17 protein-coding genes are annotated in these 17,614 nt (G+C 67.9%); 6 read left to right on the top strand and 11 right to left on the bottom strand.

The features are described from left to right. Nucleotides 1-3: 3 nt before the first annotated feature. The 6 genes from SB751_RS00275 to SB751_RS00250 all read right to left on the bottom strand — a co-directional run bounded on the left by SB751_RS00275 (nucleotide 4) and on the right by SB751_RS00250 (nucleotide 5,512). Entirely contained in the window at nucleotides 4-594 is a 591-nt protein-coding gene (locus tag SB751_RS00275; RefSeq protein ID WP_410747697.1) for a cytochrome c3 family protein, read from the bottom strand. 19 nt (nucleotides 595-613) lie between these two features. Continuing rightward, nucleotides 614-1,087, bottom strand: a complete 474-nt coding sequence (locus SB751_RS00270) for a nitrate reductase cytochrome c-type subunit (protein WP_244844761.1) — start codon at nucleotides 1,085-1,087, stop codon at nucleotides 614-616. Between the two features lie 29 nt (nucleotides 1,088-1,116). Further along, the gene (napA, locus tag SB751_RS00265; protein WP_410747696.1) at nucleotides 1,117-3,612 is read right to left on the bottom strand and encodes a periplasmic nitrate reductase subunit alpha; all 2,496 of its coding nucleotides are present in this window, start codon (nucleotides 3,610-3,612) and stop codon (nucleotides 1,117-1,119) included. Next, nucleotides 3,584-3,991, bottom strand: a complete 408-nt coding sequence (locus tag SB751_RS00260) for a chaperone NapD (RefSeq protein WP_144195362.1) — start codon at nucleotides 3,989-3,991, stop codon at nucleotides 3,584-3,586. Before SB751_RS00260 ends, napA begins: the two co-directional genes overlap by 29 nt. An 86-nt stretch (nucleotides 3,992-4,077) precedes the next feature. After that, the gene (gene napE, locus SB751_RS00255; RefSeq protein WP_144195360.1) at nucleotides 4,078-4,236 is read right to left on the bottom strand and encodes a periplasmic nitrate reductase, NapE protein; all 159 of its coding nucleotides are present in this window, start codon (nucleotides 4,234-4,236) and stop codon (nucleotides 4,078-4,080) included. A 145-nt stretch (nucleotides 4,237-4,381) separates the two neighbouring features. Next, nucleotides 4,382-5,512 (bottom strand): L-talarate/galactarate dehydratase, encoded by a 1,131-nt coding sequence (locus SB751_RS00250; protein ID WP_410747695.1) that lies wholly within the window; start codon nucleotides 5,510-5,512, stop codon nucleotides 4,382-4,384. 204 nt (nucleotides 5,513-5,716) lie between these two features. Between SB751_RS00250 and SB751_RS00245 the strand changes: the two genes are divergently transcribed. Beyond that, the gene (locus tag SB751_RS00245; RefSeq protein ID WP_211943311.1) at nucleotides 5,717-6,721 is read left to right on the top strand and encodes a LacI family DNA-binding transcriptional regulator; all 1,005 of its coding nucleotides are present in this window, start codon (nucleotides 5,717-5,719) and stop codon (nucleotides 6,719-6,721) included. A 9-nt stretch (nucleotides 6,722-6,730) separates the two neighbouring features. Here SB751_RS00245 and SB751_RS00240 read toward each other — a convergent pair whose 3' ends face one another. Beyond that, nucleotides 6,731-8,230: a SulP family inorganic anion transporter gene (locus SB751_RS00240; RefSeq protein ID WP_313818852.1), complete on the bottom strand. Its 1,500-nt coding sequence runs from the start codon at nucleotides 8,228-8,230 to the stop codon at nucleotides 6,731-6,733. Between the two features lie 145 nt (nucleotides 8,231-8,375). Here SB751_RS00240 and SB751_RS00235 point away from each other — a divergent pair, with 145 nt between their 5' ends. From SB751_RS00235 to SB751_RS00225, 3 genes are read left to right on the top strand one after another with little or no spacing between them, the layout of a single operon-like run. After that, entirely contained in the window at nucleotides 8,376-9,092 is a 717-nt protein-coding gene (locus tag SB751_RS00235; protein WP_211943313.1) for an ABC transporter ATP-binding protein, read from the top strand. Further along, nucleotides 9,089-10,363 carry an ABC transporter permease gene (locus tag SB751_RS00230; RefSeq protein WP_250025272.1) on the top strand — a complete coding sequence of 425 codons (1,275 nt, stop codon included), beginning with the start codon at nucleotides 9,089-9,091 and terminating at the stop codon, nucleotides 10,361-10,363. The genes SB751_RS00235 and SB751_RS00230 overlap by 4 nt, the downstream gene beginning before the upstream one ends. A gap of 5 nt (nucleotides 10,364-10,368) precedes the next feature. After that, the gene (locus SB751_RS00225; protein ID WP_144195346.1) at nucleotides 10,369-11,022 is read left to right on the top strand and encodes a DUF3299 domain-containing protein; all 654 of its coding nucleotides are present in this window, start codon (nucleotides 10,369-10,371) and stop codon (nucleotides 11,020-11,022) included. A 1-nt stretch (nucleotide 11,023) separates the two neighbouring features. Here the strand turns inward: SB751_RS00225 and SB751_RS00220 are convergent, their stop codons facing one another. Continuing rightward, entirely contained in the window at nucleotides 11,024-11,452 is a 429-nt protein-coding gene (locus SB751_RS00220) for a VOC family protein (protein ID WP_144195344.1), read from the bottom strand. Between the two features lie 109 nt (nucleotides 11,453-11,561). Between SB751_RS00220 and SB751_RS00215 the strand changes: the two genes are divergently transcribed. Beyond that, complete coding sequence (locus SB751_RS00215) at nucleotides 11,562-12,485, top strand: LysR family transcriptional regulator (protein ID WP_144195342.1); 924 nt, start codon at nucleotides 11,562-11,564, stop codon at nucleotides 12,483-12,485. Between the two features lie 20 nt (nucleotides 12,486-12,505). On the opposite strand, the gene SB751_RS00210 is transcribed toward SB751_RS00215, so the two are convergent. Together SB751_RS00210 and ybaL are read right to left on the bottom strand one after the other, a co-directional pair. Then, entirely contained in the window at nucleotides 12,506-13,255 is a 750-nt protein-coding gene (locus tag SB751_RS00210; protein WP_144195340.1) for a M48 family metallopeptidase, read from the bottom strand. A gap of 176 nt (nucleotides 13,256-13,431) precedes the next feature. Beyond that, nucleotides 13,432-15,150, bottom strand: a complete 1,719-nt coding sequence (ybaL, locus tag SB751_RS00205; protein ID WP_211943315.1) for a YbaL family putative K(+) efflux transporter — start codon at nucleotides 15,148-15,150, stop codon at nucleotides 13,432-13,434. A 208-nt stretch (nucleotides 15,151-15,358) separates the two neighbouring features. On the opposite strand from ybaL, the gene SB751_RS00200 reads away from it, so the two are divergent. Beyond that, the gene (locus SB751_RS00200) at nucleotides 15,359-15,784 is read left to right on the top strand and encodes a DUF1801 domain-containing protein (protein ID WP_144195336.1); all 426 of its coding nucleotides are present in this window, start codon (nucleotides 15,359-15,361) and stop codon (nucleotides 15,782-15,784) included. Nucleotides 15,785-15,800: 16 nt separating this feature from the next. Here the strand turns inward: SB751_RS00200 and SB751_RS00195 are convergent, their stop codons facing one another. Beyond that, entirely contained in the window at nucleotides 15,801-17,534 is a 1,734-nt protein-coding gene (locus SB751_RS00195) for a sigma-54 interaction domain-containing protein (protein ID WP_410747694.1), read from the bottom strand. Nucleotides 17,535-17,614 lie beyond the last annotated feature (80 nt).

Raw genomic sequence — 17,614 nt, 5'->3', positions numbered from 1 at the left:
GGGTCATTCGCTGCCCTCGGCCTTGGAGACATCGGGCAGCCGGTGCGCAATGCCCTTGTGGCAGTCGATGCAGGTCCGCTCCTTGTTGGCGAGGTAGGTGGAGTGCATGGTCTGGGCGCGCGGGCTCTGCCGGGTGAAGTCCATCGACTGGTAGTCATGGCAGTTGCGGCATTCGAGCGAGTCATTGGCCTTGAAGCGTGCCCACTCGTGCTGGGCCAGTTCCAGCCGGTGGGCCTGGAACTTCTCGCGGGTGTCGATGGTGCCGAAGATCTTGGCCCAGACCTCCTTCGACGCCTGCATCTTGCGGGCCATCTTGTCGGTCCAGTTGTGCGGCACGTGGCAGTCCGAGCACTTGGCGCGCACGCCGCTGCGGTTGGTGAAGTGGATGGTGCCCTGCAGCTCCTGGTACACGTTGTCGCGCATCTCGTGGCAGCCGGTGCAGAACTTCTCGGTATTGGTGAACTCCAGCGCCGTGTTGAACGCGCCCCAGAACACCACGCCGGCAATGAAGCCGCCCAGCGTGAGGAAGCCGAGGCTGAAATACGCGCTGGGGCGGTTGATGGTGCGCCAGTATCGTTTGAGCAGGTCGAGCATCGCGCTAGTCCGCCAGGTCTTATTTCTTGGCTGCAGTGCCCTTGGGCGCCGCCGGTTTCTTCAGCATGGTCTCCACGTCCGTGAACGTGTTGCCGACCAGCGGCTTGGCGTCGGCCTGCGGCACGTGGCACTGGGTGCAGAAGTAGCGCCGGGGCGAGACATCGGCCAGGACGTTGTTGTTCCGGTCCATATAGTGCGTGATACTCACTGGAATGGCCTGGGTCTCCTCGGTGCGGGTGCGCGCGTGGCAGAACATGCAGCGGTTGTAGTCCTTGTCGAGCTGGTAGCCGTCGATCTTGTGCGGGATGGTCGGCGGCTGCATGGTGTAGTTGCGGTTGCGGCGCACGTCCTTGTTCTCGGTGGGATAGAGCAGGGGCGGCTTGGACTCGCTGCCGATGGGCGTGGGGCCGCGCATGGCATCGGTGAGCCCGCGCCCCTCGGACTGGGCCTGGGCGCCGGCCAGGACGAAATGGCTGGCGAGGATCCAACCCATCCAGACTGTTGATCGCATGGCGTGGCCCCCTATACCTTCACGATCTTGACCGCGCACTTCTTGAAGTCGGTCTGGAGCGAGATTGGGCAGGTGGCGTCCAGCGTCACCTTGTTGATCAGCTGGCTGGCGTCGAACCACGGCACGAAGACCAGCCCGCGCGGCGGCTGGTCGCGCCCGCGCGTCTCGATCCGGGAGCGCATGCGCCCGCGCCGGGACACCACCTCTACCTCCACGCCGCGCCGCAGCCCCATCGCCCTGGCATCCTCGGGGTGCATGAACACCACGGCGTTCGGGAAGGCGCGGTACAGCTCCGGCACGCGGCGGGTCATCGAGCCGGAATGCCAGTGCTCCAGCACCCGGCCCGTGGCCAGCCAGAACGGGTATTCCTTGTCCGGCGACTCGGCGGCGGGCTCGTAGGGCAGGGCGAAGATGACCGCGCGGCCATCCGGGTTGCCGTAGAACTGGAAGCCGGTGCCGGCCTTTACATAAGGGTCGCTGCCCTCGCGGTAGCGCCACAAGGTCTCTTTGCCGTTGACCACGGGCCAGCGCAGGCCGCGCGCCTCGTGGTAGGCATCGAACGGGGCCAGGTCGTGGCCGTGGCCCCGGCCGAAGCTCGCATATTCTTCAAAAAGTCCTTTCTGGATGTAGAACCCGAACGCCTTGGCCTCATCGTTGTGATAGGCCGGGTTGACTTCCTTGAGCGGGAACTTGTCCACCTGGCCGTTGCGGTAGAGCACATCGAACAGCGTCTTGCCCTTGACCTCCGGCATCTTGGCGATCAGGTCCGCCGGCCAGACTTCCTCGATCTTGAAGCGCTTGGAGAACTCCACCAGCTGCCACAGGTCCGAGCGGGCCTCGCCGGGGGCATCGACCAGTTGATGCCAGAACTGGGTGCGCCGCTCGGCGTTGCCGTAGGCGCCTTCCTTCTCCACCCACATGGCGGCGGGCAGGATCAGGTCCGCCGCGAGCGCGGTCACGGTGGGGTAGGCGTCCGAGACCACGATGAAGTTCTCCGGGTTCCGGTAGCCCGGCAGCCCTTCCTCCATCAGGTTGGCCGCCGCCTGCATGTTGTTGTTCACCTGCACCCAGTACGCGTTGAGCTTGGCGTCCTTGAGCATGCGGTTCTGCAGCACGGCGTGGTAGCCGGGCTTCTCGGGGATGGTGCCAGCCGGGATCTTCCAGATCCGTTCGGCGGTCTCGCGGTGCTTGGGGTTGGCCACCAGCATGTCCGCCGGCAACCGGTGCGAGAACGTGCCCACCTCGCGCGCGGTGCCGCAGGCCGAGGGCTGGCCGGTCAGCGAGAACGGGCTGTTGCCCGGCGTGGCGATCTTGCCGGTCAGCAGGTGGATGTTGTAGACCATGTTGTTGGCCCAGCTGCCGCGCGTGTGCTGGTTGAAGCCCATGGTCCAGAACGACACCACCTTGATGTTGGGGTCGGCGTAGAGGGCGGCCAGCTGTTCGAGCTTGTCGCGCGGCACGCCGGAGAGCTTGCTGACGGTGGCTACGTCGTACTTCGCCACGAACTTGGCGAAATCGTCGAACGAGATCGGCGTGGCGGCGTTGGGGTCCGCCGCGTTCTTGGCCTTCTTCTGCAGCGGGTGGTCCGGGCGCAGCCCGTAGCCGATGTCGGTCACGCCCTGCTTGAACACCGTGTGCTTGTTGACGAAGTCCTTGTTCACCTTGTTGTTGGTGATGATGTAGTGGGCGATGTAGTTCAGGATCGCCAGGTCGGTCTGCGGCGTGAAGATGATCGGCAGGTCGGCCAGTTCATAGGAGCGGTGGGTGAAGGTGGACAGCACCGCCACGCGGGTCTTGGGCGCGGAGAGGCGGCGGTCCGTTACCCGGGTCCACAGGATCGGGTGCATCTCGGCCATGTTCGAGCCCCAGAGCACGAAGGCGTCGGCCACTTCGATGTCGTCGTAGCAGCCCATCGGCTCGTCCATGCCGAAGGTGCGCATGAAGCCGGCCACGGCGGAGGCCATGCAGTGCCGGGCGTTCGGGTCGATATTGTTGGTGCGGAAGCCGGCCTTCATCAGCTTGGAGGCCGCGTAGCCCTCCCAGATCGTCCACTGGCCCGAGCCGAACATGCCGACCGCCGTGGGGCCTTTCTCCTTCAGCACGCGCTTGAACTGGGCCGCCATCACGTCGAACGCCTTGTCCCAGCTCACCGGCTGGAACTCGCCATTCTTGTCGTACTGGCCGTTCTTCATGCGCAGCAGCGGCTTGGTCAGCCGGTCCTGCCCGTACATGATCTTGGAGAGGAAGTAGCCCTTCACGCAGTTCAGGCCCTTGTTGACCTCGCACAGCGGGTCGCCCTGGGTGGCCACCACCTTGTTTTCCTTGACCGCCACGGTCACGCCGCAGCCGGTGCCGCAGAAGCGGCAGGGCGCCTTGTCCCATTTCAGGCGGGTCAGGTCGCTGTCCGTGACGAAGTTGGCCGCATCCGCTGCCAGCGGAATGCCGCCCACCGAGGCGGTGGCGGCCACGGCGGTCTGCTTAATAAAGTCCCGGCGAGTGACTTTCATCGACAATCTCCGTGTCCATGTCGCACGCATCCTCGTTGTGCTGGTAGACCAGGGTGGCCGCCAGCACGCCGTCCAGCTGATGGAGGAACGTCAGATGCGCCGCGATGGCGCGTGAGGTGGGGGCTTCCAGCGTGACGACGAGCTTGCCGGCGTCGCTGGCGGCGTGGATCTCGGCACCGGCCAAACCGGCGATGGCGCCGCGCACGGCATCGAGGCTCGCCGGCTGGGTGTGCACGAGCACGCCGGCGATGTGCCACTGCTGCGCATCGAAAACGCCGTCGGCGCCGTCGGTGCCGGGTTCGCTGCTCGGTGAGCCGGCTTCTCCCGGCTGCGCCGTGGGGCGTGGCGGCTCGGGGGGGGAATGCGTGGTACCTGGCATGACTGTCCTTGCGGCGGCAGGCCGCGTCGTTCAGTGCTACAGGAACTGCAGGCGTCACCCCAACGGGCGACGTCGATCCATGCCAATCAATGCGTGGGCGGGCCGCTGACGAGCTGGGTCATCCAGACGATGAACCCGTACCCGGCCACGATGATGACGGACAGCACCGGCACCATCACGGCGGTCAGGAACAGGAAGCTCCGGAGTTCTTCTTTCTTGCGCTGCGGATCGTCGGCGACAGCCATCGCAAAGTCCGGCATGGATTTCGTGGGGACCGGATCATTTAAGGCAGCGCATCCGGTGGTGTCAAGCGCGCTTTGGGCCAATATGGCACGGCGTGATGTGTGGAGGCGGACCCTGATACGTCAGAGACCGCCCCCGGGGCGAGCCTCAGGGCTCGTTGCCGAACGCTGCCTGCGCGCGTGTCCAGGCGCGGGCCTGCTCGCTGATGGAAACACCCAGGCCGGGGCGCGTGGGCACGACGATGCGGCCGTCGCGGATCTCCAGCCTTTCGTTGAACAGCGGTTCGAGCCAGTCGAAATGCTCGACCCACGGCTCGCGCGGATACGCCGCCGCCAGGTGCACATGCAGCTCCATGGCGAAGTGCGGCGCAATCATCAGCCCGGCGTGGTCAGCCAGCGCCATCACCTTGAGGAAGGGCGTGATGCCGCCCACGCGCGGCGCGTCCGGCATCAGGTAGTCAGCGGCGCGGTGGCGGATCAGGTCCCAGTGCTCGGCGGCGCTGGTCAGCATCTCGCCCGTGGCGATCGGGGTGTCGAACTGCGTGGCCAGCGCGGCGTGGCCCTCATGGTCGTAGGCGTCCAGCGGTTCCTCGATCCAGACCAGGTTGAACGACTCGAAGGTGCGGCACATGCGCTGCGCGGTGGGGCGGTCCCACTGCTGGTTGGCATCGACCATCAGCGGCACGGCATCGCCCAGGTGCGCGCGCACGGCGGCTACGCGGCGCAGGTCCTCGGCGCGGTCTGGCTGGCCCACCTTGAGCTTGATGCCGCCGATGCCGCGCTCGACGGATGCCGCCGCGTTGACCTTGAGCTGGTCCAGCGGGGTGTGCAGGAAGCCGCCCGAGGTGTTGTAGCAGCTCACGGCGTCCCGGTGGGCGCCCAGCAGCTTGGCCAGCGAGAGCCCGGCGCGCTTCGCCTTCAGGTCCCAGAGCGCTACGTCGATGGCGCCGATGGCCTGCGTGGACAGCCCGCTGCGTCCTACCGAGGCGCCGGCCCAGCAGAGCTTGTCCCAGAGCCGGGCGATGTCGCTGGCGTCCTCGCCCAGCAGGGCCGGGGCGATCTCGCAGGCGTGGGCGTACTGGCCGGGGCCGCCGGCCCGCTTGGCATAGCTGAAGCCGAGCCCGGCGTGGCCGTCGGCGGTGCGGATCTCGGCGAACAGGATGGCCACCTCGGTCATCGGCTTCTGCCGGCCGGTCAGCACCTTGGCGTCGCTGATCGGGGTGGCGAGCGGCAGATAGCAGGAGGAAAGGCGAATCCAGGCGATCGAATCGGGAGACATGCAGGTTCCTTTTCAGGGGTATGACAACGTTGTCATTTTTAGGCGAAAAGCCTTGCTAAAATGCGTCGCATCGGCCACGTTATCTTGGTTCCAGGCGCAAACTGGCGCCAGTTCAGGCAATCGTCGGTAGAATGCTAACGTTGTCATACAACTGGGTCAACCCATCCAATCCGCTCAAACCCGCCAGAACCCGCCCGAGCCCGCATGCCCCAAGCCCCTGCATCCAAGTCCGTCACGCTCCATGATGTCGCCCGCCAGGCCGGCGTCTCGCTGATTACCGCCTCGCGCGCGCTGAGCAATCCGGGCATGGTGTCCGAGGCAACCATCGCCCGCGTGCGCGAGGCCGTGGCGGTGACCGGCTACATCCCGAACCTGCTGGCCGGCGGGCTGAAGTCCCGCAAGAGCCTGATGGTGGCCGCGCTGGTGCCGGACATCGCCGTGCAGCAGTTCCTGCCGACCGTGAAGGCGCTGACCGATGCGCTGGACGCCGCCGGCTACCAGCTGATTCTCGGCCAGACGGGCTATGACCATGCCCGGGACAAACGGGAGGAGGCGCTGCTCGCCACGATGATCAGCCGCCGCACGGACGGCATCGTGGTCACCGGCCTGATCCATTCGCAGACCGCGCGCGACCAGTTGCGCCGCGCCGGCATTCCGGTGGTGGAAACGTGGGATTTGAGCGATCGTCCTGTGGACATGGCGGTGGGCTTCTCGCACCTCAAGGTGGGCAGCGCCATCGCCGGCTACTTCCTGGGGCAGGGGCGGCGCCGGCTGGCCATTGCCACCGGCGACGACCAGCGGGCCGCCGTGCGGCGCGAGGGCTTCCTGTCCACCGTGGGCCACGACGTGCCGACCGTGGTGGTGCCCGCGCCAAGCAGCCTCGAATACGGCCGCAGGGCGCTGGGCGACCTGCTGGCGCAGGACCCGCACATCGAGGCGATCTATTGCAGTTCCGACCAGCTCGCGCAGGGTGTGATGATCGAAGCACACGCGCGCGGCCTGCGCATGCCGCAGGATCTGGCGATCTGCGGCTTCGGCGACGCCGATTTCGCCGCGCATATGAACCCGCCGCTGACCACCGTCCACGTGGATGGCGCGCAGATCGGCGAACTGGCCGCGCGGCAGTTGCTGGCGCGCTTCCGGGGCGAGGCGGTGCCGGAGCCGGTGATCGACGTGGGCTTCCGCATCATCGAGCGGGGCACCACGTAAGGGCCGGTGCTAGTGCGCCGCTTCTGGCGGCGTGGCCCCGGCGCCGGCCTTGTCATGCGTGCCGAAGCGCTCCACCATCGTCACGCTGGCCCGGTTCAGGCCGGTGACCTCCACCGCCACGCCGTTGCGGCGGAACTTGTGGACGATGCGGTCGAGCGCCTCGATCGCCGTGATATCCCAGAAATGCGCGTGGGACAGGTCCAGCCGCACCTGGCTGACCGGTTCGCGGAAGTCGAACGCCGCCACCAGTTGCTCGGACGAGGCAAAGAACACCTGTCCGCGCACCGTATAGCGGCGGGTCTGGCCGTCGGGGTCCAGCGTAGGATCCAGCGTGGCGTCCACGTGCAGCACACGCCGCACCTTGGCGGCAAAGAAGACCGCGCTCAGCAGCACGCCCACCAGCACCCCCAGCGCGAGGTTGTGCGTGGCCACCACCACGATGACCGTGGCTACCATCACCACCGACGAGCTTTTAGGATGGGTGGCGAGGTTGCGCACCGAGCGCCAGCTGAAGGTGCTGATCGACACCATGATCATCACCGCCACCAGCGCCGCCATCGGAATCTGCTTGACCCACGGCCCCAGGAAGACCACCAGCACCAGCAGCAGCGCGCCGGCCACGAAGCTGGACAGCCGGCCCCGGCCGCCTGACTTCACGTTGATGATGGACTGGCCGATCATGGCGCAACCGGGCATGCCGCCCAGCACGCCGGCGACGATATTGGCGATGCCCTGGCCCCGGCATTCCTTGTTCTTGTCGCTGGCCGTGTCGGTGAAATCATCGACGATGGCGGCCGTCATCAGCGACTCCAGCAGCCCGACCACGGCAATCGCCACCGAGTACGGAAAGATGATGCGCAGCGTCTCCAGCGTGAACGGCACGGCTGGCAGGGCGAAGCTGGGCAGGTGGTCCGGGAAGGCGCCCATGTCGCCCACCGTGCGGACATCGAGCCCGAGCAGGGCCGCGATGATCGAAATCACCACGATGCAGACCAGCGGCGACGGCACTGCCCGGGTCAGGCGCGGGAACAGGTAGATGATGGCCAGCCCGCCTGCCGTCAGCGCGTAGACCGCCAGCGGCGCGCCGATCAGCTCCGGCAACTGCGCCAGGAAGATCAGGATGGCCAGCGCGTTGACGAAGCCGGTGACCACGGAGCGCGACACGAAGCGCATCAGCCCGCCCAGCCGGAGCAGGCCCGCGCCGATCTGGAACAGGCCGGCCAGCAGCGCGGCGGCGAACACATATTGCACGCCATGATCCTTGACCAGCGAGGTGATCAGCAGCGCCACCGCGCCCGTCGCGGCGGAAATCATGCCGGGCCGGCCGCCCACGATGGCGGTGACCACGGCAATGGCGAAGGCCGCGTACAGGCCGACCTGCGGATCGACGCCGGCGATCAGCGAAAACGCGAGCGCTTCCGGAATCAGGGCCAGGGCGACCACGGTGCCTGCGAGCAGGTCGCCACGGATATTCGACAGCCATTCCTGGCGGAGGGTATGTAAAGACATTGGGGGCTTGAAGCGGAGGATGGGGCGGATTGATGCGGCGCGTCATTGTAAGGGCATTCGGCTAATCGTTGACGGCTCAAGCGCCTCGCCATTGCAACCGAGTTGCGTTAATATCGGCGACTCCTTTGCTGGTCCCACGCACCTCATGGCACTCCCAGACCCCGCGCAGCCCGTGGCTGCGCTCCGCGACATCGCCTTCGCCTGGCCGGGCCAGGACGGCCCTGACCTGCGGGTGGACCATTTCGAGGTGAGCGCTGGCGAGCACGTCTTCGTCTCCGGCGCCAGCGGCAGCGGCAAGAGCACGCTGCTGGGCCTGCTGGCCGGCGTGCTGACCCCGGCGCACGGCCGCATCGAGGTGAATGGGACGGATCTGAGTGCGCTGTCCGGCGCCCGGCGCGACCGCTTTCGCGCCGACCACATCGGCATCATCTTCCAGCAGCTGAACCTGCTGCCCTACCTCTCCGTGCTGGACAACGTGCTGCTGGGGTGCAAGTTCTCGGCCCATCGGCGCCAGCGCAGCGTGGCGCAGGGCGGCAGCCCGGCCGCGGCGGCGGGCATGCTGCTGGCGCGGCTGGACCTGCCGGAGCCGCTGTGGCACCGGCCCGCGGCGCGGCTGTCGGTCGGCCAGCAGCAGCGCGTGGCTGCCGCGCGGGCGCTGCTCGGTCGGCCGGAGCTGGTGCTGGCCGATGAGCCGACCTCCGCGCTGGACGCGGATCGCCAGTCGGCCTTCATGGACCTGCTCCAGCGCGAATGCCGTGCGGTGGGCGCGAGCCTGGTGTTCGTCAGCCATGACACGCGCCTGATGCCGCGCTTCGACCGCCATCTCGCCATGCCGCACGGCTTTGTCGCGGCGCCGGCATGATGACGCTCACCGGCATGGCGGCCCGCAGCGCCTGGAACCGCCGCTACAACCTGCTGCTGATGATCGTGGCGATTGCGCTGTCGACGGCACTGCTGCTGGGCGTGGAGCGGCTGCGCCATCAGGTGCGCACCGGCTTCGCGCAGGCGATCTCGGGCACCGACCTGATCGTCGGGGCGCGCACCAGCCCGGTCCAGCTCACGCTCTCTACCGTGTTCCATCTGGGCGGCGTGACCCACGGCATGTCGTGGGCCAGCGCCCAGCGCATTGCCGACCATCCGCTCGTGGCGTGGACCATCCCGGTCTCGCTCGGCGATTCCCATCGCGGGTTTCCGGTGCTGGCCACCTCGGAAGACTACTTCCGGCACTTCCGTTACGGCGACCGCCGCGCACTGGCGCTGGCTGACGGGCGGCCGTTCGGGGCCGTGTTCGAGACCGTGCTGGGCGCGGAGGTGGCGCGGCGGCTGGGCTACCGGGTGGGGGACCGCATCGTGCTGAGCCACGGCGAGCCCGCGCATGGCGACGACGACCATCATGCGGACCATGCCGACAAGCCCTTCGTGGTCACCGGCATTCTGGCCCCGACGGGCACGCCGGTCGATCGCACGGTCCATATCCGGCTCGATGGCATGGAAGCCATCCACCTCGACTGGCAGGCCGGCGCGCCGGTGCCGGGCATGTCGATTCCGCCGGCGCTGGTCGGCAAGTTCCAGCTGACGCCCACGCACATCACCGGCGTGCTGGTGGGCCTGAAACTGCGCTCGCGCGTGTTCGCGCTGCAACGCGAGATCGACGAAGATCCGCACGAGGCCCTGATGGCGGTGCTGCCCGGCGTGGCGCTTGATGCGCTGTGGCAGATCGTCGGCGTGGGCGAGAAGAGCTTGCTGGGGATGTCCGCGCTGATCGGGGTGGTCGGGCTGGCGGGGCTGGTCTCTTCGATCCTGGCCGCGCTGGGCGAGCGGCGGCGTGAACTGGCCATCCTGCGGGCGGTCGGCGCCCGTCCCATCGACCTGTTGATCCTGCTCGCGAGCGAGGGCTTTGTGCTGATGCTCGCCGGCACGCTGGCCGGCTACCTGCTGCTGACCGGGCTGTCGCTGGCCGGCGCGCCGTGGCTGGAGGCCCGCCTTGGCGTGGCGCTGCCGGTGGCGTGGCCCCGGCCGAGTGAACTGCCGCTGCTGGGGGCGATTCTTGCCGCCGGCGCCATCGCCTCGTTGTTGCCGGGCTGGCGCGCCTATCGCCTGAGCCTGAGCGATGGGCTGACGCCACATACCTGATATCCATGAAGCTACCTTCCAAGCTGCGCCTGTCGGCGCCCCTCCTGGCCATCGCCGCCGTTGTCTGCATCGTCTGCATCGCCGGACTGGTGCGCTGGCTGGCGTGGCCGTCCGCCGATCAGGCCAAGTCCGACCAGCGCTACACGGTGGGCCAGACGCTGACCCCATCGCCCGCCGCGCCGGCCGCCGGTAGCTACCGCGAAATCGACTGGCAGGCCCTGCTGCCCAAGGGCTGGGACCCGATGGCGCCCTTCAAGGGGCTGCCGCTGCAGGAGATGGAGGATGGCGACCCGCGTGCGCAGGCCGCCCTGGAGAAAGCGCGGCAGTTCTGGCGCGACGCGCCCATCGAGACCGCGCTCGACGGCGAGGCGGTGCGGCTGCCCGGCTTCGTGGTGTCGCTGGACGGGGAGGGCGAGGCGATCCGGGAATTCCTGCTCGTGCCGTACTTCGGCGCCTGCATCCACGTGCCGCCCCCGCCGTCGAACCAGGTCGTGCACGTGCGCGCGGCCAAGCCGCTGGAGGGCCTGCGCACGATGGATACAGTCTGGATCAGCGGCGTGATGCGCGTGGAGCGCGCCGAAACCATGATGGGCGACGCCGGCTACGCGATGCACGACGCGCGGCTCGAACCGTATCAGCCCGCGCAGCCGGCCCGCTAGGCTACATCCCGTCCGGCGGCAACAGGTTGACGTTGTACGCCACCTCCCAGAGGTGGCCGTCCGGGTCCTGGAAATGGCCGGCATAGCCGCCCCAGAAGGTTTTCTGGGCGGGCTTGACGATGGTGGCGCCGGCCTGTTTCGCCTCCGCCATCACCGCATCGACCTCGGCTTCGCTGCGCACGTTGTGGGCCATCGAGAATTCGGTGGCGCTGGGCGGCGCCACCGGCAGGCCGGCCTCGCGGGCGAGATTCTCGCGCGCGAACAGTGCCAGCTTGGTCCCGCCCTGCAGGTCGATGAACACGGCGGCGCCATGCTCGAACTCCTGTCCGATAATGCCGGCGGTCGGCAGGCCCAGGCCGTCGCGGTAGAAGCGCAGCGAGCGCTCCAGATCGTCCACGCCCAGCGTGATCAGGGTGATGTAGGGTTTCATGGGCTGTCTCCGTTTTCGGTGCGACAGCTTACCGCCGATCCCTCCCCCTCGGCGGAGATGCGGCAGAATGCGCTTTCCGCACGCCCGCGCCCCAAACCACAATGATCCGATGCTCAGACTCGAGGACCTGAACCTGTTTGTCCGCAGTGCCGCGCTCGGCAGCTTTTCCAGCGCCGCGCGCGAGGCCGATCTGCCGCCCGGGCAGGTCAGCGCCGCCATCCAGCGGCTGGAGCGGGAACTGGACCTGCGCCTGTTCGTGCGCTCCACGCGCAGCCTGCGGCTGACCGCCGAGGGCGAGCGATACCTGCCGTATGCCACCGATGTGCTCGCGCTGCTGCACGAGGGGCATGAGCGCTCGCGGAGCGAGGAAGGGGATCTGAGCGGGATCTTGCAGGTGTCGGCGCCGTCCGATGTCGGCCGCAACGTGCTGCTGCCGTGGATCACGGCGTTCTGCGCGAGCCATCCGCGCCTGTCGCTGCGGCTGCTGCTCTCGGACCGTGTCAGCGACGTGTTCCGGGAACCGGTCGATGTGGCCATCCGCTACGGACTGGCCGAGGACGCGAGCTATGTGGCCCTGCCGCTGGCGCCGGAGAACCGCCGCGTGCTGGTCGCATCGCCCGGCTATCTGGCTGCACAGGGGCGGCCGGCGAACCTGGACGACCTGTCGCGCCACCGCTGCGTGCTGTACCTGCTGGGCGGGCGCATCTATGACAAATGGGTGTTTCCGGTGGAGGGCAAGCGCCGGCAGGTGGCGGTGAACGGGGCGATGATCTGCGACGATGCCGATGTCGCGCGCCGCTGGGCCGTGGCGGGGCAGGGCATCGCCTATAAGTCGTGGCTCGATGTCTGCGCGGATGTGGAGGCGGGCACGCTGGAGGTGGTGTTGCCCGGCCAGCCGGGGGAGAGCGCGCCGCTCAGCCTGATCTGCCCGCATCGCAAGCAGTTCTCGCCGGCGGTGCGCCAGTTGCAGGCACTGCTGCGCGAGCGGCTCGCCCCGCTGGAGGCCCGGTTGCGCGGCATCGCCACGCCCTAGGCCCCCGTTTCGTACCAGTCTTACTTCGAGGCGACCTTGCTGATGCGGTCCTCGATATGCTTGGCGCGCGCTTCCGAGCCGGGGTGCGAGCCGAACATGCTCGACTTGCCGCCATCGAGCTTGGCCAGCTTCTCGAACGCGGTGACCAGCGCCTTGGTGTTGGCCTTGTTCTTGGTCAACAGGTCGAAGGCGAAGTCGTCGGCAGCCGTTTCCTGCGCCTGCGAGAACTGTGCGTTGACCAGCTTTTCGCCGAGTTCGCCCAGTTGGGAGGAAGACAGCGCGGCCACCGCGCCGTTGGCGGCGCCGGCCATGCTGCGCGCGGCGGTGGCCGTGTAGGCTACCTGCATGGCCTTCTTGCTGTGCCCCAGCGCCACGTGGCCGAGTTCGTGGCCCAGCACGCCGCGGACCTCGTCGTCCGTCATCATGTCCATCAGGCCGCTGTAGACGCGCACGCAGCCGTTGGCCATGGCCCAGGCATTGACGTCCTTGGTCAGGTACACCCGTACGTTGAGATTGGGCACGTCGCTGTTCTTCAGCCCGCCCATGATCTTGGTGAGGCGCCTGGCGTAGTTGGTGCGCGAGCCGGCGGTCTTGTTGGTCTGGTCGGCCTCGGCACAGGCCTGGTCCGAGAGCGATTTCACATCCGCGTCGGTCAGGGTGGCGGCCTGCGCCAGCGAGGTGCCGGCGGTCACCAGGCTGTTGACATCGGTGCCGGCGCAACCGGCAAGCAGGGCGGTGGTGAGCAGCGGAAGTACGAGAAAGCCTTTCATAGCGGTTCGCGAGGTAGTGGCGGGAGTTTCCCGGGAATGGGAGGCTATGCCACTTCATCGCGGGCGAACCCGCATCCAGATCAAGGTCCGCCGTGTTTCCGCGCGCCGGCTAAAGAAATCGGATTTCTGCCAATCGCATCAATCCTGAGCCAATCGTGAATCGATCCTGACGCGATTCAGGCCGTGGCCTCATGCGCGCCGCGCGGCACGAAGCGCCCCAGTACATGGCTGGTCATGCCCTTGGCCAGCTCCTCCTCGCCATAGAACACCGTGCCGAGCCCTTCCTTGCGCAGCAGCGCGGATTCGTCCTCGCTATGCGTGCGCAGCACGATCTCCACGTCGGGATTGAGCGTCTTGGCGGTTTCCACCATCTGGCGCACGTAGAGCGGCTCCGGCACGGCAATCACCAGCATCGCCGCGTGGGCGATATGGGCCTGGATCAGCACCGCCGGGTCGGCCGCATTGCCCGAGACCGCCGCGAAGCCCGCGCGGCGCAGGGACTCCACGCGCTCGCGGTTCTCGTCCGCAATCACGAAGGGAATGCCACGCTCCTGCATCGCCTGGGCAATCCGCTTGCCCACGCGGCCGTAGCCCACCAGCACCACCTGGCCTTCCAGATACTTGCGCTCGGTGGTCATCGGCAGCTCGGCGTACGGGTCGCCACGCTGCTCCAGCCGCCGCGCCAGCGCCGAGCGCTTGAGAATCCAGTTTCGCAGCGGCTCCACGCCGGCAAACAGCAGCGGATTGATCGCGATGGAAATCAGCGCGCCGGCCAGCACCAGGCTCATGCCTTCCTCGGGCAGCAGCCCCAGCGTGACCCCCAGCCCGGCCAGGATGAACGAGAATTCGCCGATCTGCGCCAAGCTGGCGGACACCGTCAGCGCCGTGTTGAGCGGATAGCGGAAGGCCAGCACCAGCGCGAAGGCCGCCAGCGACTTGCCGAACACGATGATGGCCACCACCGCCAGCACGTGCAGCGGCTGCTCGATCAGGATGGCCGGCTTGAACAGCATGCCCACCGAGACGAAGAACAGGACCGAGAACGCGTCGCGCAGCGGCAGCGACTCCTCGGCGGCGCGATGGCTGAACTCCGACTCGCGCATCACCATGCCGGCGAAGAAGGCGCCCAGCGCGAAGGACACGTTAAACAGTTCGGCCGCCCCATAGGCAATGCCAATCGCCACGGCGACCACGGCCAGCGTGAACAGCTCGCGCGAGCCGGTCTTGGCCACCTGCCACAGCAGCCACGGCAGGATGCGCCGCCCGGCCACCAGCATCAGCGCGATAAACGCCACCACCTGGAGCAGCGTCTTGAGGATGGTGAAGCCAAGCGCCTGGGCGCTCTGGTCCGGCGCGGCGCCCGTGCCGCCGAGCAGCCCGGCCAGCGGCGGCAGCAGCACCAGCACCAGCACCGTGGCCAGGTCTTCCACCACCAGCCAGCCCACCGCAATCCGCCCGTTCATGGTTTCCAGCACGTTGCGGGTTTCCAGCGCCTTGAGCAGCACCACCGTGCTCGCGCAAGACAGGGACAGGCCGAAGACCAGCCCGGTGCCCAGGCTCCAGTCCCAGATCCACGCCACCAGCATGCCCAGCGCGGTGGCAAGCGCCATCTGCACCACCGCCCCGGGAATGGCAATGCGTTTCACCGCCAGCAGGTCGCCCAGCGAGAAATGCAGGCCGACGCCGAACATCAGCAGCATCACGCCGATTTCGGACAATTGCGAGGCCAGATGAACATCGGCGACGAAACCCGGCGTGCCGGGGCCGATGATGATGCCGGTGACGAGGTAGCCGACCAGGGCGGGAATCTTGACGCGTTCAGCCAGGAAGCCAAGCACGAGGGCGATGCCGAAGCCGGCGGCGATGGTGGTGATGAGGGTGAAGTCGTGGTCCATGCGTCGTCTGCGGGGTGCTGCGCAAGCGGCCAGTGAAATGCTGGGGCGAGGGGCAATTGTAACGGCAGGTGCCCGGCCTCGACGGCGGACCCCATGAAAAAACGGGCGGATTCCGGCCAGCGCCCGGCGCCGGGGGCTTGGCAAGGCGCGCCACTTCGACAACCATACACGCACCAAAAGGCGGATAAATACGAGAGGAGAGGCGGGAATGACCCAGACGAAGACCAAAGCCCCGGCCAAGACCGCAACCAAGGCCACCGCGCCAGCGGACGAGTCCCCGGCAGCCCTGATCGACGCCCGGATCGCCGAACTGGGCGACTGGCGCGGCGAAACCCTGGCCCGCCTGCGCGCGCTGGTGAAGGAAGCCGACCCCGAGGTGGTGGAGGAATGGAAGTGGCGCGTGCCGGTGTGGTCCCACGACGGCATCCTGTGCACAGGGGAGACCTACAAGAGCGCCGTGAAGATGACCTTCGCCAAGGGCGCCTCGCTGGAAGACCCGTCCGGCCTGTTCAATTCGAGCCTGGACGGGAACACGCGGCGCGCCATCGACTTCCGCGAGGGCGAGAAGATCGATGCCAAGGCGCTGAAAGCCCTGATCCGCGCCGCCGTGGCGCTGAACCAGGGCAAGGGCTAGTTCCGGAATTCCCGGTTCAGGCTTCGCCGCCGCGCTCGAGCATCTTATATAGATGGGAGCGGGAAATGCCCAGCTCCAGCGCGGCCTGCTTCTTGTTGCCGCCATGCCGGGCGATGGCCTGCAGCACCGCGTCATACGCGAGGTCGCGCAGGCGGGCTGCGGCCGGGGCCGGGGCATCCTCCGAGGCGAAGACCTGCCCAAGCGGGTGGGCGGCTGGCGGTGTCATGGTCGCCACCATCGTCGCCATATGGCTTTCCTCGCCCCGGGCGAAGTCCTGCACCCGGAGCCGGCTGCCGTCGCAGAAGACCAGCGCTTCCTCGATCTTCTGCCGTAGCTGGCGCACATTGCCGGGCCAGCGCCGCGAAGCCAGGTGCCGCGCCACATCGGGCATGACCTGCGGCACCGGCACGCCGTTGCGCTGGCAGAACGCCTGCACAAAGTGATGGAGCAGGGCGGGAATGTCCTCCAGCCGCTGGCCCAGCGCTGGCACGCGCAGCACCACGCCGCTGAGGCGGTAGTAGAGGTCGAGCCGGAAGCGGCCACCGTCGATCAGCGCCTGGATGTCGCGGTTGGTGGCGGTCACGAGCCGGAAATCCACCCGCCGCGCCTGCCGGCTGCCCAGCCGCTCGACCATGCGGTCTTCCAGCACGCGCAGCAGCTTGACCTGCATCTCCATCGGAATATCGGCGACTTCGTCCAGGAACAGCGTGCCGCCGGCTGCCTGTTCGAGCTTGCCGGGCTGGCCATGTCGATGGCTGCCCGTGAAAGCGCCCGCCGCATGGCCGAACAGTTCGGCCTCGATCAGCGTGGCCGGGAACGCGGCCAGGTTCAGGCTGACCAGCGGCGCGGCCTGCGTCCCCTCGTCATCGCCTTGCGTGCTGAGGGCGCCCCGGCCGGCGCTGTGGATGGCCCGCGCGACGAGTTCCTTGCCCGTGCCGGACTCGCCCAGCACCAGCACGGGCACGTCGAGCCGCGCCACGGTCTCGATCTCCCGGCGCAGCCGCTGCATCGGCGCGCTCTCGCCGATCAGCAGTCCCACACCCCCTGCGCCGGCATCGCGCTGGCGCAGGCCGTGCAGTTCGCGCCGGTAGTGCGCCAGTTGCGAGCGCAGTTCCTCCACCTCCTTGTGCATCCGGCCGATGGCCTCCGGCTCTTTGAATAGGACTTGTCCGATCGCGCCGACCGTCTTGCCATCGGCGACGATGGGCACCCGGTTCACCACCCGCGTCACGCCATTCATCCGCTGAAGCTGGCCGATCTCGGCCTTGCCGGTGGCCACCACATGGCCCAGCCGTGAATTCGGGATGACCTGCTCGGCGGGGCGCCCGGTGCCTTCGCCAGTGCGCAGGCCGAAAAACGCCTCATGGACCGGACTGATGAAGCGGATATGCCCCGTGTGGTCCACCACCGTGATCGCCTGATAGGGATTGGTCAGGAAGTGCTCAAGGATGGCGTCCGCAAACGGCACCGCGCCGAGGAAATCGAACAGCGCCGCCCCGGCGGCCGCGCGGCGCAGCAGGAGGGTCTGTTGGCTGGCATCGAGCAAGGCCAGCCCGATGTGGCGCTCGCCATCGACCTCGAACTCGAAGATGCGGCCGGCGTGGTGGTCCTCGGCGGGGGGCAGTGCCGCCACGGCGGCCTGCGCGGCCCGCGCGATGGCCGGATTGCGTGCTGTGCCCGAGGCGGCAAGGGTCTCCCCGCCGGCCCCGAGCACCAGCGCGCCCAGGCTTTGTGTCTTCACTGACGACATTGATTGTGTCTCCATGCGGGACATCTGGGTGTCCTCGTGCCGGACACTCTACCGGCCAGCCGAAAAAATCGCAATGAAAT

The sequence above is a fragment of the Cupriavidus sp. SIMBA_020 genome (genome assembly GCF_046535395.1).
GTDB lineage: Bacteria > Pseudomonadota > Gammaproteobacteria > Burkholderiales > Burkholderiaceae > Cupriavidus > Cupriavidus campinensis.
The sequence above is the reverse complement of the archived record's forward strand: the minus strand, read 5'-3'. Positions and strand labels throughout refer to the sequence as shown.